Raw genomic sequence first — 15,835 nt, 5'->3', positions numbered from 1 at the left:
GGTACGGAAAAACTGATCAAATGGGACGGCAATAAATATATGTTGATTTGGGAACGAGACGGTGGCAATCCGCGCATCATGATGCAGTTTGGTACCGAGAAGAAAGACGGAACGAAGCGTAGCGAAGTCGAAATCCTCGCTATCTGGGATACCGTATTGCCAACTTTAAAACCAATTAAGTAAATTTGATAAGGAAGGCCGTCTGAAAAATACCATGTTTTTTTCAGACGGCCTTTTTATAATTTTGATGCTATCTAGAAAATATTTTTGGTGGCATTCAATGTTATGATGATGCATTATTGAATATGTCAGCGGCTATAAGGCATAAGGCCGTCTGAAATATAAGGACAACTGATGATAAAAATTGAAAATCTGTATTTTCATTACGATGAACGGCAAGTGCTGCATGATATTTCGGTACAGCTTCCTCAAGGCAGTATTACAGGGCTGATTGGGCCGAATGGCGCGGGCAAATCGACGCTGATGCGATGTATGGCTGGTTTGGAGAATCCAAGTAGTGGGAAGGTTCTTTTAGATGGGCAGCCTGTTTTAGAAAACCCTCGCGAGAGTTATGCCAAATTAGGCTATTTGCCTGATATTTTTGGATTGCCGCAGAATCTTACTGTTTTGGAATGTTTGACTTATGCTGCCAGTTCGCGCGGGGTTCCAGAGAAAAATTTGCCTGAAATTTTGAGTGAAACTGTCCAACTTTTGGGTTTGGAGGATAAGCTTGGTAGTTTTATCAGTGAGCTTTCGCGAGGTCAAAAGCAACGCGTAGGTATTGGGCAGGTCATTATTCACAAGCCGAAATTTTTATTGTTGGATGAACCCGCTAGCGGCCTGGATCCTGAGGCACGGCATGAGTTGTCGTTATTGCTGCTTAAATTGCAGAAGGAAGGTATGACGATATTGGTATCCAGCCACATTTTGTCTGAATTGGACGAATATTGCAGTCATATGCTTGTTATTAAGCAAGGCAGAATTCAGGCGTTCCAGGCACTGCAGGATGAAAATACTGATCGTCAAACTGTGCGCCTGTGTTTTGCAACTGAGGAAATCAGTGTTGCGGCAGGTGTATTGCAAGGATTGGATTACGTTTATGATGTAAAAGTAGATGATTCTGCATTGTTGGTATTAATTGATTCAGGCGATGAGGCACGTGTACGGCTTATCCGTGATGTTGTGTTGAGGGATTTGGCGTTGAGTGGGGCAGATATTGTGAAAACTACTTTGCTGCAAAGTTATCAAAACAGTTTGCAGGTCAAAAAACAGGGAGAGGCTGCATGAATCGTATCAAACCGCCAAAAATCATGGTAAACGCAGAGTTCCAACGATTGCTATGGTTGAATTTAAACTGGGGTATGGCTGCCGGTATATTTATTTTGTATGGACTGTTTGCTATAACCAAACGAGAAGGTACTGAATGGTCAGAGTATTTAATCATAACGAGTGGGTTTGGTTTGGCTCTGTCAGCTTTGGCCGGTTATATTTTGATAGAAAGGAGTTTTAAACAAGATATATCTTCCAATGCATTTGACCAGTTACGAATGTCTTCTTTATCGGCATGGCAAATGGCTTATTCACGAGTTTTGGCTGCGCCCATTTTGGCATGGGTGGGGTTTGCGATAGGATGGTTGGTATTGGGTTTGGGAGTACTACTCGATAGTGGAGAAACTCCTCAATTACTGTATTCCTTTGCAACTATCCCATTTACTGCATGGACGGTTGCCTGTTTGATCGTTGTCAACGCGTTACAGTTTGGGCGCGGTCCACGGCAATATACAGGCTCAATACTGCAGCTAATCCTACTGTATATCGTATGCATGGTTTTCTTCTCTGATTTTTCAAGCGCAGCATCAGAGGCATTTTACTCTGAGGGAAATCGTAGCGAATTTCACAGTGCCCTTATGAATTATGATATTACAAACATGCCTTTGGAACTTTTAATTTCAGCAGGCATGGGTGCAGTTTTCTCAGCGATAGCAGTATATGCCGCTATGGCATGGAAACTTTACTTGCAATCTCCAAGGCGCGTGTTCCTGATTTTGACAGTCTTATCGCCTATTTTATATTGGTGGGCTTTAGCAGATAAAAATGTATTTTGGTGGATGGCATCCGTCAATTATTCAGGTTTGGCTTTAGTTTCTTTGGTTGTACAGGATTTTCGGTTTCAATCGCTAAGTAAGAAAGCTCGATGGTATGACATCCCTGCCTGGTGGGTATTGTTGCCCCTGGCGATCATATCCTCGTTTATGTTGGCTGGTGGTGTACTGTTGATACCGTTTATACAAATCGGTTGTTTGGTTTGTATACTATTAATTTGCTGCAATATGAGAGCAACTCACTTTAATAGTATTACACTGGGGTTATCTGTGTTTTTGTTAGCCCGTTCGCTGTGGGCACTTGCATTTTAGAAATACCGACAAGAGCTTTGCAAAATTCTCTAAGTATCTTGGTAGAAGTTTAGGGGATTTTAGAAAGATCTTAGGCCGTCTGAAATATTTTTCAGACGGCCTTTTTACTTCCTTAGAATTTTATCTGCCCGACTGTTCCCACACGTTTTGCAAGTAGGCGTAGGTCAGCTCGGCGGTATCGGACACCAGCGCGATGTCGCTGCCCAAGTCTTCGGCTTTGCCCACGCCGATGGGCAAGGCGCCGGCGGCTTTGATGGCGGCGACGCCGGCGGCGGCGTCTTCGATGCCGATGCAGCGGCGGATATCCGCGCCCACGCCCTCGGCTGCGGCGAGGAAGATGTCAGGGGCGGGTTTGGAATGCGCGACGGCGGCAGGGTCGGCAATGGCGTCGAAGAAGTGGGTCAGCCCCATGCGTTCGAGCAGGAACGGGCCGTTTTTACTGGCGGACGCGAGGGCGATTTTTTTGCCGTTTGCTTTCAATGTTTCCAGCAGGGGCAAAATGCCGGGGTATACGTCTTCGGGTTTGACTGCCTGAATCATCTCGACGTAGTTGTCGTTTTTACGGCGGGTCTGTTCGGCAAACTCGACTTCGCTGACGGTTTTGCCGCCGTGCGCGAGGATGCGTTTGAGCGAATCGTCGCGCGATACGCCTTTGAGCTGCTCGTTAAACTTGCGGTCGATGCTGATGCCCAGTTCTTCGGCAAGCTTTTTCCATGCGCGGTAGTGGTATTCGGCGGTGTCGGTAATGACGCCGTCGAGGTCAAATAGGACTGCGGTAAAAGTCATTTTGTGCCCTCCTTATTTTTCCAACGCGACAGTGTGGCTGCCGTTGAGCGTGATGTCTTTACCGTACACCTGCAAATCTAGCGGCTCGCCTTTGAGCAGGGTGAAGACAACGTTTTCTTTGCCGACGGCGACTTTAATCAGACGGCCTCGGTAGTTGATGTGGAAGGCGTAGCCTGTCCATGCGCTCGGCAGGAACGGTGCGAAGCTGAGTTTGCCACCCCAGGTTTTCATTTGGGCGAAACCTTGGACGATGGCGAGCCACGAGCCGGTCATAGAAGTAATGTGCAGGCCGTCTTCGGTGTCGTTGTTGTAGTTGTCCAAGTCCAGGCGGGCAGTGCGCTGGTACATTTCCACGGCTTTTTCTCTTTGCCCAGTTCGGCGGCGAGGATGGAGTGGATACATGGAGACAACGAGCTTTCGTGCACGGTCATCGGTTCGTAGAAGTCGAAGTTGCGGCGTTTTTCGTCCATGCTGAAACGATCGCCGAAGAAGTAGATGCCTTGCAATACGTCCGCCTGTTTGATGAAGGGCGAACGCAGGATTTTGTCCCACGACCATTTCTGGTTGAGCGGCAAATCATCGGGCGAAAGCGCGGACACGGGGCGGATGTCTTTGTCGAGGAAGCCGTCGTGTTGCACGAATACGCCGAGTTCTTCGTCATGCGGACGGTACATATTCTCGCTGATGTCCGCCCATTTTTCCAACTCGGCGGCGCTCACGTTCAAATCCGGACGCGGATATTTCGCCAGGGCTTCGCGGGTGTAATCCAATACCCATGCGGCGAGGGTGTTGGTGTACCAGTTGTTGTTGATGTTGTTTTCGTATTCGTTCGGGCCGGTTACGCCGTGAATCATGTATTTGCCGTTGCGTTTGGAGAAGTGGACGCGGTCCGCCCAGAAGCGGGACACTTCGACCAAGACTTCCAAGCCTTCTTTGGCAAGATAGCTTTCGTCGCCGGTATAGTTGGTGTAGTTGTAGATGGCGTAAGGAATCGCGCCGTTGCGGTGGATTTCCTCGAAGGTGATTTCCCATTCGTTGTGGCACTCGATGCCCGTAAACGTCACCATCGGATAGAGTGCGCCCGCCAAGCCTTGTTCGCGCGCGTTGTGCTGCGCCTGCGGCAGTTGGTTGCGGCGGTATTGCAGCAGGTTGCGGGTAACTTCGGGTTCCGCCAGTGCAAGGTAGAGCGGCACGGCGTAGGCTTCGGTGTCCCAATAGGTTGCGCCACCGTATTTTTCGCCGGTAAAGCCTTTCGGGCCGATATTCAGGCGCGCGTCTTCGCCGTAGTAGGTGGAGAACAGTTGGAACAGGTTGAAGCGGATGCCCTGCTGCGCTTCGTCGCTGCCTTCGATGACCACGTCGGCGATTTCCCAACGGTGCAGCCAGCCTGCTTTGTGCGCCTCCAGCAAGGTTTCAAACGCAACGCCTGCGATTTTTTCCGACAAGGCGCGGCCTGCGGCTTTCACTGCTTCCAAGCCCTGATAATCGCGGCTGGTGGTAACAATCACGCGTTTTTCAAAGGTTTCGGGCGTGCCGCCGACTTCGGCCTCGAAAGAATTGGAGACCTGCCAATCGGTTTGGCTGCCGCCGAGGGCTTTAAAGCTGCCAGTGAAGGTTTGCTCGGCGTTGACGATGAATTGTTCCACGCCGAAGGGATTGGCGACGGTTTGGGTGGCAATGTAGGAGCGGTCGTCTGAAACGCCTTTGTCCAATACCTGCCAGAATTTTTCTTCGTAGTTGGAGTCTTCGTTTTTCACGTCGGCGTCGATGATGGAATCGATGCGGACTTGGTGGGTTTTGCCGTCAACGGATACGGCTTCCCAGCGGATGAGAGCCAGCTCTTTTTGCGCAACGGACAGAAATTTGCACACATCGAAACGCACACCGAATACGGTGAACGAGCGACGTAACACACCGTGCTGCATATCGAGTTCGATGGAGAAGCCGGTAACATCGTTTTTCGCCAAGTCCACCTCTTGTCCATCGACAAAGATTTTGACTTTGCTGAAATTAAGCGCGTTGATGGCTTTGCCGAAATATTTTGGATAGCCGTTTTTCCACCAGCCAACGCGGGTTTTGTCGGGGAACCACACGCCGGCGATGTAGGTGCCCAAATGGCTGTCGGCGGAGTAGGTTTCTTCAAAGTTGCCACGCATGCCCATATAGCCGTTGCCCAAGCTGGTCAGGCTCTCTTGCAGCCGTTTGTGTTCTTTTTCCAGTTTTGCCGAACGCAGCGTCCAAGGGCTGATTTCCATGATTCTTGTATACATTTATGAAGCTCCTGTTATTAAAATTGTAAGTTCGGCAAAGGTTTCAGACGGCCTTTGCCGATGGTGTTGATGGATTATTCGCCGTGGGTCTCTTTAATCAGACATACTGAGAAGGCTCCCAGCAGCAAGACTGCGCCTGCAACCAAGAACATGGTTGCCTGATGGCTGCCCAGCATAGGGAAGAGGATAAAGCTCAGCAGAGAGGCGACGATCTGAGGCATACAGATAGAACCGTTAAACAGACCCAAATAAGTACCCATGTGTTTGCCGGAGAGGGCATTGGTTACAATCGTCAAAGGATAGGTAATGATACCGGCCCACGCAATACCGATTAAGGTATAAGACAACACCAGTGCGTATTGATTGCCGATGAAGAAAACGGAGAAGAAACCGAGCGCACCCAAAGCCAAGCAACCGAAATAACCGGCTTTATGGTATTGATTCGGTACTTTTGCCAGAATAAACGAACAGATAACGGCAGCAATGGATTGTACTGCCGCCAAAACGCCGTACCAGTTACCTGCTTCTTGGTAGCCTACGGAGGAGGCATCAGTTGTCTGCCAAACGTTTTCTGCAATCGCGCCTGCCGAGTAAGTCCACATATATTGGAAGGCAAACCAGCAGAAGAATTGTACCAAAGTAACCGTCCAAAACGCTTTAGGCGCAGTTTTCAAAAGTTCGAACCAGTTGGCTTTTTCCTGATTCGCGGCGACATCGATGCCGTGATAGCGGGCGTAGGTTTCCGGATCGTATTCTTTGACTTTGAAGATGGTGAACGCACTGGTAATAATCAGCAACGCTGCGCCCACATAGAATGCTACGACCACGGTCTGCGGCACGACGCCTTTTTCGGCCGTGTTCGCCAAACCGATATACGCAAACACAAACGGCAGAATCGCCGCCACAACCGCGCCCGTATTCGCTAAGAAACTTTGAATCCCGTAGGCGTAGCTTTTCTGCTCCTCGTTGACCATGTCGCCGACCATCATCTTAAACGGCTGCATCGCCATATTGGAGGATACGTCCAACAGCGCAATCATCAGCGCGCCAAACGACAAAGCTGCCAAAGAAGCGTAACCAAAACCGAAGCTTCCCGAGTTCGGCATCAGAATCATGACGATAACCGCAATCAGCGTACCGTAAAGCAGATAGGGCAGGCGACGGCCGCCCAAGCGAGGCATCCAAGTGCGGTCTGAGTAGTAGCCCACAATCGGCTGAACCAACATACCGGCCAGCGGCGGCAGAATGAAAAACCAGCCCAAATTGTGCGGGTCGGCGCCTAAAGTTTGAAAAATTCGGCTCATTTGTGAGCTTTGCAGGGTAAAGGCCGTCTGAACGCCGAGATAGCCGAAGCTCAGCATCCAAATCGTACTTTTTGCCAGTGACGGCAAACCTTGTTTTGCTGTTTTTTGCGTATTTTCCGACATGAGGTAAATCCTTTTTTTAAAAAGTATTTTTATTGAGAAATCTGAAAGGTTCCTTGGTGTGGTGTTCTCTGTCGTTATTGTTTGTGTGCGTACTTTCAAGGATATAGGTGCATTTTATGAAGCGCGCCGGATATTGGCAATGCCAGTTCAAGGATAAACTGGCTTAAATCAAATTTTCTGCGGTTTGGCATTGATACCGTCGGGCAATGAGGGTATCGGTTCGGCTCGGCGTATCTTTTGATGCTTATTTCTATTTTCAGACGGCATTTGAACAAGCAAGTATTGGGGCAATAGGTTAAAATGGGCCGTCTGAAATTTGTTTGATGAAAACGAGAAAACTATGTCCCAACAATACGTCTATTCTATGCTGCGCGTGAGCAAGGTTGTGCCGCCGCAAAAAACCATTATTAAAGACATTTCCCTTTCATTTTTTCCCGGCGCGAAAATCGGTTTGCTCGGTTTGAACGGCGCGGGCAAGTCCACCGTGTTGCGGATTATGGCGGGTGTGGATAAGGAATTTGAGGGCGAAGCCGTGCCGATGGGCGGCATTAAAATCGGCTACCTGCCGCAAGAGCCTGAGCTTGATCCTGAAAAAACCGTACGCGAGGAAGTGGAAAGCGGTTTGGGCGAAGTAGCTGCTGCACAAAAACGTTTGGAAGAAGTATATGCCGAGTATGCCAATCCTGATGCGGATTTTGACGCGTTGGCGGAAGAACAAGGCCGCTTGGAAGCAATTATTGCGGCGGGTTCATCTACCGGCGGCGGTGCAGAGCATGAATTGGAAATCGCTGCCGACGCGCTGCGCCTGCCTGATTGGGATGCCAAAATCGGCAATTTGTCCGGCGGTGAAAAACGTCGCGTCGCTTTGTGCAAACTGTTGTTGAGCAAGCCCGATATGCTTTTGCTTGACGAGCCGACCAACCACTTGGACGCGGAATCTGTCGAATGGCTGGAGCAATTCCTCGTACGCTTCCCCGGCACAGTCGTTGCAGTAACGCACGACCGCTACTTCCTCGACAATGCCGCCGAATGGATTTTGGAACTCGACCGCGGACACGGTATCCCGTGGAAAGGCAATTACTCGTCTTGGCTGGAGCAGAAAGAAAAACGCTTGGAAAACGAGGCAAAATCCGAAGCTGCACGCGTGAAAGCGATGAAGCAGGAATTGGAATGGGTGCGCCAAAACGCCAAAGGCCGTCAAGCCAAGTCTAAAGCGCGTCTGGCTCGTTTTGAAGAAATGAGCAACTACGAATACCAAAAACGCAACGAAACGCAGGAAATCTTTATCCCTGTTGCCGAGCGTTTGGGTAATGAAGTGATTGAATTTGTGAACGTTTCCAAATCGTTTGGCGATAAAGTGCTGATTGACGATTTGAGCTTCAAAGTACCTGCTGGCGCGATTGTCGGCATCATCGGCCCGAACGGCGCGGGTAAATCTACGCTGTTCAAAATGATTTCGGGCAAAGAGCAGCCTGATTCCGGCGAAGTGAAAATCGGCCAAACCGTGAAAATGAGCTTGATTGACCAAAGCCGCGAAGGTTTGCAAAACGACAAAACCGTGTTCGACAACATCGCCGAAGGCCGCGACATTTTGCAGGTTGGTCAATTTGAAATTCCCGCCCGCCAATATTTGGGACGCTTCAACTTCAAAGGCAGCGACCAAAGCAAAATTGCAGGTCAATTGTCTGGCGGCGAACGCGGCCGTCTGCACTTGGCAAAAACCTTGTTGAGCGGCGGTAATGTATTGCTGCTGGACGAACCGTCCAACGACCTCGACGTGGAAACCCTGCGCGCGTTGGAAGACGCATTGTTGGAATTTGCCGGCAGCGTGATGGTGATTTCGCACGACCGCTGGTTCCTCGACCGTATCGCTACGCATATCTTGGCTTGTGAAGGCGACTCTAAATGGGTGTTCTTCGACGGCAACTATCAGGAATACGAAGCCGACAAGAAACGCCGTTTGGGCGAAGAGGGCGCAAAACCGAAACGTATCCGTTACAAACCGGTAACACGTTAATTAGGTTTGAACCAAAAGGCCGTCTGAAACTTTTAATGTTTCAGACGGCCTTTTATTTTTGATGTTTATGATTGTTTTCTTAATTGCGGATGGTTTTCCAATGTATCAATGATGATTTCAATCATGCGTGGGGCAGTTTGTGCCAAATCGAAGCCTTGACCTGAAGAAAGCCAGCGCCAAATCAAGCCGTCTAATGAAGACTTGATGAAGATGACTGCCATATCGATATCCAAATTATCCGCCAACGCTTTTTGTTGTACCGCATCAGTCAGGACAGCAACGATTTTTTCACGCCATAGTGATTGGTGTTTTTTAGCGATGGCAATAACCGCCTCGTTTTGCTCGGTGTGTTCGCATTTTAAAAACAAAATGCTGTGGAATTTATAGTGAAGCTCATTGTGTTGCAGGCGCTCGAAGAAACGGGTCAGAGTTAGTCGGAAGCTCGACCAAGCCTGTTCGTTATTGTTGTTCGAGTCTTCTTTTATGCAGCTTTCGATGTCGTCGCAAATCCGTTGGAACAAGGCGTCAAACAAATCTTCTTTGTTTTTGAAATGCCAATACAGCGCGCCGCGCGTTACGCCTGCGGCTTGGGCAATTTCGTTAAGCGAAGTACGGGCAATGCCTTTCTGATAAAACGTATCCAATGCGGCAAGCATGAGATATTCTTTGGTTTTTAAGGCTTCGGTTTTGGTTCTTCTCATAGTTGTTTTGTAGGAAATGTAAATTTATGGTTCGGATTATAAAAAATTACTTCTGAACATGCAAGAATGTATGTATAATTTAATTCAATACTTGATAGTGTTTCTCAACACTATATAATCAGCCTGTTTTTCATAAAAGCAGGCAATTTCTGTTTGCGGAATATGAGATTAAAGTAATCAATTTTTAATTAGTCAAACCTTTATTTATTTATAGAGATAGGAAAATTATGGCTCTTTATGCTTCTAAAATGATGCGTGTCGCGGCAATTGCAGCAGCTACTGCGTTGGCGCTTTCCGCTTGCGGCAAAGGCGATGAAAAAGCAGCCGGCCAGCAGGCGCAAGGCAGTCAGCAACAGCAAAAACAACCTGCACCTGAAGTCCGTGTGGTTACTGTGCATCCAGAAACCGTTGCATTGACAACTGAATTGCCAGGCCGTCTGGAATCATTGCGTACTGCCGAAGTTCGCGCCCAAGTCGGCGGTATTCTGCAAAAACGTCTGTTTCAAGAGGGCAGCTATGTTAAAGCCGGTCAGCCTTTGTACCAAATCGACAGCTCGACTTATGAAGCAAACTTAGAAAGCGCACACGCCCAGTTGGCGAGTGCGCAAGCTACTTTGGCCAAAGCGAATGCCGACCTGGCCCGCTACAAACCGCTGGTTGCTGCCGATGCCATCAGCCAACAAGAATATGATGCGGCCGTAACGGCCAAGCGTTCAGCAGAGGCAGGCGTCAAATCCGCTCAAGCAGCCATCAAATCTGCCGGTATCAGTCTGAACCGTTCCCGCATTACTGCGCCGATTTCCGGCTTTATCGGTCAATCTAAAGTTTCTGAAGGTACGCTGCTGAATTCCGGCGATACCACCGTTTTAGCCACCATCCAACAAACCAATCCGATGTATGTCAACGTTACCCAGTCTGCGAGTGAGGTCATGAAACTGCGTCAACAGGTTGCCGAAGGCAAATTGTTGGCGGCAAACGGCGCGATTGCAGTGGATATCAAATTTGATGACGGTACGGTTTACCCTGAAAAAGGCCGTCTGCTGTTTGCAGATCCGACTGTTAACGAAACGACCGGTCAAATTACCTTGCGCGCTGCCATTCCTAATGACAGAAATATCTTGATGCCGGGCTTGTATGTGCGCGTGTTGATGGAACAAGTGGCAGTGGATAATGCATTTGTGGTGCCGCAACAAGCAGTTACCCGCGGTTCGCAAGATACGGTGATGGTGGTGAATGACAAGAGCGAAATGGAAGCGCGTGTCGTGACCGTAGCCCAACAGCAAGGTACCAATTGGGTTATTACAGACGGCCTGAAAGACGGCGACAAAGTGATTGTTGAAGGCATCAGCATTGCTGGTATTTCGGGTGCTAAAAAAGTAACGCCGAAAGAATGGACGCCGCCCGCAAACGCTGCGGCAGCAACACCGGCAGTTTCGGACGGCCAAGCTGCATCCGAGGCCAAGCCTGAAGCTAAAGCTGCATCTGAAGCCAAATAAGGAACGCGTGAATGTCTAAGTTTTTTATTGACCGCCCCATCTTTGCATGGGTTATTGCGATTTTTATCATCGCAGCGGGTATTTTCGGCATTCAAAAACTGCCGATTTCCCAATATCCGTCCGTTGCTGCACCGACCATTACTTTGCGCGCTACTTATCCGGGCGCTTCTGCTCAGGTAATGGAAGACAGCGTGCTGGCCGTTATCGAACGAAATATGAACGGTGTGGAAGGTTTGGACTATATGACCACCTCCGCCGATTCCAGCGGCAGCGGCAGCGTGAATTTGACGTTTACGCCTGAAACCAATGAAGATTTGGCGCAGGTAGAGGTGCAGAATAAACTTTCCGAAGTATTGAGCAACCTGCCTGCCACCGTGCAGCAATACGGCGTTACTGTATCCAAGGCGCGTGAAAACTTCCTGATGATTGTGATGCTCTCGTCAGACATACAATCCACCGAGGAAATGAACGACTACGCGCAGCGCAACGTCGTGCCTGAATTGCAGCGTGTCGACGGTGTAGGTAAGGTGCAGTTGTTTGGTGCGCAACGTGCCATGCGTGTTTGGGTTGACCCGAAAAAACTGCAAAACTACAACTTGTCTTTTGCTACGGTAACCAATGCGCTTGCGACACAAAACATTCAAATCTCAGCAGGCTCCATCGGTTCTCTACCTGCTGTTGAAGGTCAGACCATTTCGGCGACCGTTACTGCGGAAGGACAATTAAGAACGGCTGAAGAGTTCGGCAACATCATTTTGGTATCCAATACCGACGGCTCTAATGTCTATCTGAAAGATGTGGCAAAAGTCGGCTTGGGTATGGAAGACTATTCCTCTTCCACCCGCTTGAACGGTGTGAACACTACTGGTATGGCAGTGATGCTGTCCAACAGCGGTAACGCTTTGGCAACCGCCACTGCAGTGAAGGAAAAATTGGCGACACTGCAAAAATATTTTCCGGAAGGAATGAGCTGGAAAACACCTTACGATACTTCCAAATTTGTGGAAATTTCGATTGAGAAAGTGATCCATACACTTTTGGAAGCCATCGTATTGGTATTCTTGGTGATGTATCTCTTCCTGCAAAACATCCGCTATACGTTGATTCCGACCATTGTTGTGCCGATTTCCCTGTTGGGCGGTTTTGCCTTTATCTCATACATGGGTATGTCGATTAACGTATTGACCATGTTTGCGATGGTGTTGGTGATCGGTATTGTGGTCGATGACGCGATTGTGGTCGTTGAAAACGTTGAGCGTATTATGGCGAGCGAAGGTCTGTCGCCTAAGGCTGCAACCAAAAAAGCGATGGGTCAGATTTCCGGTGCGGTGATCGGTATTACTGCCGTGTTGATGTCCGTATTTGTGCCGCTGGCAATGTTTAGCGGTGCAACCGGTAACATTTACAAACAGTTTGCCTTGACCATGGCGGCATCTATCGGCTTCTCCGCATTCCTTGCTTTGACGCTGACTCCGGCATTGTGTGCCACCATGCTCAAACCGATTCAGAAGGGTCATCACGAAGAGAAAAAAGGTTTCTTCGGTTGGTTTAACAAGAAATTCGACAGCTGGACACACGGCTACGAAGGCTGGGTTGCCAAAGTCTTGCGCAAGACTTTGCGCATGATGGTTGTCTATATTGGTTTGACTGTTGTGGGCGTATTCCTGTTTATGCGTCTGCCGTCTTCCTTCTTGCCGACTGAAGACCAAGGTAACTTGATGTTGAGCGTACAGCTGCCTGCCGGCGCGACCAAAGAGCGTACCGATGCAACTTTGGCTCAAATCACTCAACTGGCGAAATCTGTACCTGAGATCGAGAACATTATTACCGTTTCCGGCTTTAGTTTTAGCGGTTCCGGCCAAAACATGGCTTTGGGCTTTGTCATTCTGAAAGACTGGAGCGAACGTACCGCTCCGGGCAGCGATGCGACTTCTATTTCCGGTAAGTTGACCGGCATGATGATGGCTACGCTGAAAGACGGTTTCGGTTTGGCGATTGTGCCTCCTGCTATTATGGAATTGGGTACAGGCTCCGGCTTGACGATTTACCTGCAAGACCGTAACAACAGCGGCCATGCTGCATTGTTGGCCAAACGCAATGAGTTGATTGACAAAATGCGCAAAAGCGGTTTGTTTAACCCAAGTACCGTCCGTGCGAGCGGTTTGGAAGATGCGCCTCAGTTGAAAATCGACATCAATCGTGCCGCAGCAGCCGCGCAAGGTATTTCGTTCTCTGATATCCGTACTGCTTTGGCTTCTTCTTTGGGTTCGTCTTATGTCAACGACTTCCCGAATCAAGGCCGTCTGCAACGCGTAATGGTACAAGCTGATGCGAGTGCCCGTATGCAGCCTGCCGATATTCTGAACCTGACTGTACCGAATAAATCCGGCGTTGCCGTACCGCTTTCTACCATTGCTACTGTTTCTTGGGAAACCGGTATGGAACAAAGCGTCCGATTCAATGGTTATCCGGCAATGGAGCTTTCCGGCTCGCCTGTTAATGGCGTATCTTCCGGTCAGGCCATGGCTGCGGTGCAGCAAATGGTTGATGAAATGGGCGGCGGTTACAGTCTGGAATGGGGCGGTCAGTCTCGTGAAGAGGCTAAAGGCGGCTCACAAACTGTCGTGTTGTACGCATTGGCCGCTGCCGCTGTATTCTTAGTATTGGCTGCTTTGTACGAAAGCTGGTCTATCCCGTTGGCGGTTATCCTTGTGATTCCGTTGGGCTTGATTGGCGCGGCATTGGGCGTAACTGGACGTAACATGTTTGAAGCACTGCTGGGCAGTATTCCGGCATATGCCAACGATATCTACTTCCAAGTCGGTTTCGTTACGGTGATGGGTTTGAGTGCGAAAAACGCGATTTTGATTATCGAATTTGCCAAAGACCTGCAAGCGCAAGGCAAGAGCGCGCTTGAAGCTGCGCTTGCCGCTGCACACCTGCGTTTCCGTCCGATTATCATGACTTCGTTCGCCTTCATCTTGGGCGTGGTACCACTCTATGTTGCCAGCGGTGCCAGCTCCGCCAGCCAACGTGCGATTGGTACGACCGTGTTCTGGGGTATGTTGATCGGTACGATTCTGTCCGTGTTCCTTGTGCCTTTGTTCTATGTGGTTGTGCGCAAATTCTTTAAAGAAACCGCACACGAGCATGAGATGGCCGCCAAACACGCCGCTGAAGCCGGCATGATTGAAGACGGTAAACACGATTCAGACAAGCACTAAAGCAAAGGCCGTCTGAAATTTTTCAGACTGCCTCAAAATGCTAAAGGATTCTAAAATGAAGAAGATTACATTCAAATCTGTACTGACCGCCGTTGCCGCCGCTGTGGCTTTGTCGGCCTGTACCATGATGCCGAAATATGAGCAGCCTCAAGTTGCCGTTGCCGATACGTTTAAATACGACACTGTTGACGACGGTATCCGTGCTGCCGAATTGGGTTGGCAAGACTATTTTGCCGATCCGCGCCTTCACCGCCTGATCGACATCGCATTGGAACGCAATACCGATTTGCGTACAGCCGCACTGAATGCGGAAATCTACCGCAAGCAATATATGATTGCGCGTAATAACTTGTTGCCAACCGTCAATGCCAGCGGTACAGGTTCGCGTCAAGGCAGCTTGAGCGGCGGCAGCGTCAGCAGCCAATACAGCGTTGGTTTGGGCGCGGCTTCTTATGAGCTTGACCTTTTCGGCCGTGTCCGCAGCACCAGTGAAGCCGCGTTGCAAGGTTATTTCAATGTGGCCGCCAACCGCGATGCCGCGCATCTGACCTTGATTTCTACCGTTGCCAAAGCCTACTTTAACGAACGCTACGCTGAAGAAACCATGGCATTGGCACAACGCGTATTGCAAACCCGTGAAGCGACTTACAAGCTCTCGCAATTGCGTCATAAGGCCGGTGTGATTTCCGCCGTTGATTTGCGCCAACAGGAAGCCCTGATTGAATCGGCCAAAGCGGATTACGCATCTGCGGTGAAAAACCGCGAGCAAGCGCGCAATTCCTTGGCTATGTTGATTAATCAGCCTTTGCCCGAAGACCTGCCTGCCGGTTTGCCTTTGAGCAAACAGTTCAAAATGACCAAACTGCCTGCCGGTTTGAGTTCGGACGTGTTGCTCAATCGTCCGGATATCCGTGCGGCCGAACACGCGCTCAAACAAGCCAATGCCAATATCGGCGCGGCTCGTGCGGCGTTTTTCCCACGCATCAGCCTGACCGGTTCTGTCGGTACAGCTTCCGGCGAGTTAAGCGGCCTGTTTAAGAGCGGCACGGGTATTTGGGCTTTTGCACCGTCCATCACCCTGCCTATCTTTGACTGGGGCACAAACAAAGCCAATCTTGACGTAGCCAAACTACGCCAACAGGCACAAATCGTTGCTTATGAGGCCGCTGTTCAATCCGCATTCAAAGACGTTTCCAATGCGTTGGTTGCACGCGAACAGCTGGATAAAAGCTATGCCGCTTTGAGCAAACAAAGCCGCGCCTACAACGACAGCCTGCGCCTCATCAGCCTGCGCTACAAACATGGCGTATCCAGCGCATTGGATTTGCTGGATGCAGAGCGCAGCAGTTACAGCGCAGAAACTGCTCTTTTGGCCAATCAGCTGACCCGTTTGGAAAACCTTGCCGACTTGTATAAAGCACTTGGCGGCGGTTTGAAACGCGAAACTAAAGCTGCTGAATAAGTATTTGCTAAGATTAAAAGGCCGTCTGAAACATTTAG

At 49.5% G+C, this 15,835-nt stretch carries 9 protein-coding genes and 2 pseudogenes; 7 read left to right on the top strand and 4 right to left on the bottom strand.

What is annotated here, in order from left to right:
- From TW89_RS08835 to TW89_RS08825, 3 genes and pseudogenes are all read left to right on the top strand, one after another.
- Positions 1–183: pseudogene (locus tag TW89_RS08835) on the top strand (T6SS immunity protein Tli4 family protein); the annotation flags it as partial.
- Between the two features lie 171 nt (positions 184–354).
- Complete coding sequence (locus TW89_RS08830) at positions 355–1,287, top strand: ABC transporter ATP-binding protein (RefSeq protein ID WP_128581186.1); 933 nt, start codon at positions 355–357, stop codon at positions 1,285–1,287.
- Positions 1,284–2,414 carry a hypothetical protein gene (locus TW89_RS08825; RefSeq protein ID WP_128581185.1) on the top strand — a complete coding sequence of 377 codons (1,131 nt, stop codon included), beginning with the start codon at positions 1,284–1,286 and terminating at the stop codon, positions 2,412–2,414. The genes TW89_RS08830 and TW89_RS08825 overlap by 4 nt, the downstream gene beginning before the upstream one ends.
- Positions 2,415–2,534: 120 nt before the next feature.
- Here the strand turns inward: TW89_RS08825 and pgmB are convergent, their stop codons facing one another.
- The 3 genes and pseudogenes from pgmB to TW89_RS08810 form a co-directional block, all read right to left on the bottom strand.
- Positions 2,535–3,200 (bottom strand): beta-phosphoglucomutase, encoded by a 666-nt coding sequence (gene pgmB, locus TW89_RS08820; protein WP_128581184.1) that lies wholly within the window; start codon positions 3,198–3,200, stop codon positions 2,535–2,537.
- Positions 3,201–3,212: 12 nt separating this feature from the next.
- Positions 3,213–5,470, bottom strand: a pseudogene (locus tag TW89_RS08815) (glycoside hydrolase family 65 protein).
- Positions 5,471–5,544: 74 nt separating this feature from the next.
- Positions 5,545–6,897 (bottom strand): SLC45 family MFS transporter, encoded by a 1,353-nt coding sequence (locus TW89_RS08810; protein WP_128581182.1) that lies wholly within the window; start codon positions 6,895–6,897, stop codon positions 5,545–5,547.
- 340 nt (positions 6,898–7,237) lie between these two features.
- Here TW89_RS08810 and ettA point away from each other — a divergent pair, with 340 nt between their 5' ends.
- Complete coding sequence (ettA, locus tag TW89_RS08805) at positions 7,238–8,914, top strand: energy-dependent translational throttle protein EttA (RefSeq protein WP_003747462.1); 1,677 nt, start codon at positions 7,238–7,240, stop codon at positions 8,912–8,914.
- 65 nt (positions 8,915–8,979) lie between these two features.
- Here the strand turns inward: ettA and TW89_RS08800 are convergent, their stop codons facing one another.
- On the bottom strand, positions 8,980–9,615 hold the full coding sequence (locus tag TW89_RS08800; protein WP_049350579.1) for a TetR family transcriptional regulator: 636 nt from the start codon (positions 9,613–9,615) through the stop codon (positions 8,980–8,982).
- 227 nt (positions 9,616–9,842) lie between these two features.
- Here TW89_RS08800 and TW89_RS08795 point away from each other — a divergent pair, with 227 nt between their 5' ends.
- Genes TW89_RS08795 through TW89_RS08785 form a run of 3 tightly spaced genes read left to right on the top strand, consistent with a single transcriptional unit; the run spans position 9,843 to position 15,797 of the window.
- Positions 9,843–11,111, top strand: a complete 1,269-nt coding sequence (locus tag TW89_RS08795) for an efflux RND transporter periplasmic adaptor subunit (protein ID WP_107857487.1) — start codon at positions 9,843–9,845, stop codon at positions 11,109–11,111.
- Between the two features lie 11 nt (positions 11,112–11,122).
- Complete coding sequence (locus TW89_RS08790) at positions 11,123–14,335, top strand: efflux RND transporter permease subunit (protein WP_128581181.1); 3,213 nt, start codon at positions 11,123–11,125, stop codon at positions 14,333–14,335.
- A 55-nt stretch (positions 14,336–14,390) separates the two neighbouring features.
- Positions 14,391–15,797, top strand: a complete 1,407-nt coding sequence (locus tag TW89_RS08785) for an efflux transporter outer membrane subunit (protein ID WP_128581180.1) — start codon at positions 14,391–14,393, stop codon at positions 15,795–15,797.
- Positions 15,798–15,835 lie beyond the last annotated feature (38 nt).

It is taken from the genome of Neisseria flavescens (assembly GCF_001618065.1).
GTDB lineage: Bacteria > Pseudomonadota > Gammaproteobacteria > Burkholderiales > Neisseriaceae > Neisseria > Neisseria flavescens_A.
This window is presented reverse-complemented; position numbering and strand designations above follow the sequence as displayed.

Bases quoted from the DNA above. Each gene is read 5' to 3' on its own strand.
- TW89_RS08830 (WP_128581186.1), top strand. From the start codon at position 355: ATGATAAAAATTGAAAATCTGTATTTTCATTACGATGAACGGCAAGTG.
- TW89_RS08825 (WP_128581185.1), top strand. From the start codon at position 1,284: ATGAATCGTATCAAACCGCCAAAAATCATGGTAAACGCAGAGTTCCAA.
- pgmB (WP_128581184.1), bottom strand. From the start codon at position 3,200: ATGACTTTTACCGCAGTCCTATTTGACCTCGACGGCGTCATTACCGAC.
- TW89_RS08810 (WP_128581182.1), bottom strand. From the start codon at position 6,897: ATGTCGGAAAATACGCAAAAAACAGCAAAACAAGGTTTGCCGTCACTG.
- ettA (WP_003747462.1), top strand. From the start codon at position 7,238: ATGTCCCAACAATACGTCTATTCTATGCTGCGCGTGAGCAAGGTTGTG.
- TW89_RS08800 (WP_049350579.1), bottom strand. From the start codon at position 9,615: ATGAGAAGAACCAAAACCGAAGCCTTAAAAACCAAAGAATATCTCATG.
- TW89_RS08795 (WP_107857487.1), top strand. From the start codon at position 9,843: ATGGCTCTTTATGCTTCTAAAATGATGCGTGTCGCGGCAATTGCAGCA.
- TW89_RS08790 (WP_128581181.1), top strand. From the start codon at position 11,123: ATGTCTAAGTTTTTTATTGACCGCCCCATCTTTGCATGGGTTATTGCG.
- TW89_RS08785 (WP_128581180.1), top strand. From the start codon at position 14,391: ATGAAGAAGATTACATTCAAATCTGTACTGACCGCCGTTGCCGCCGCT.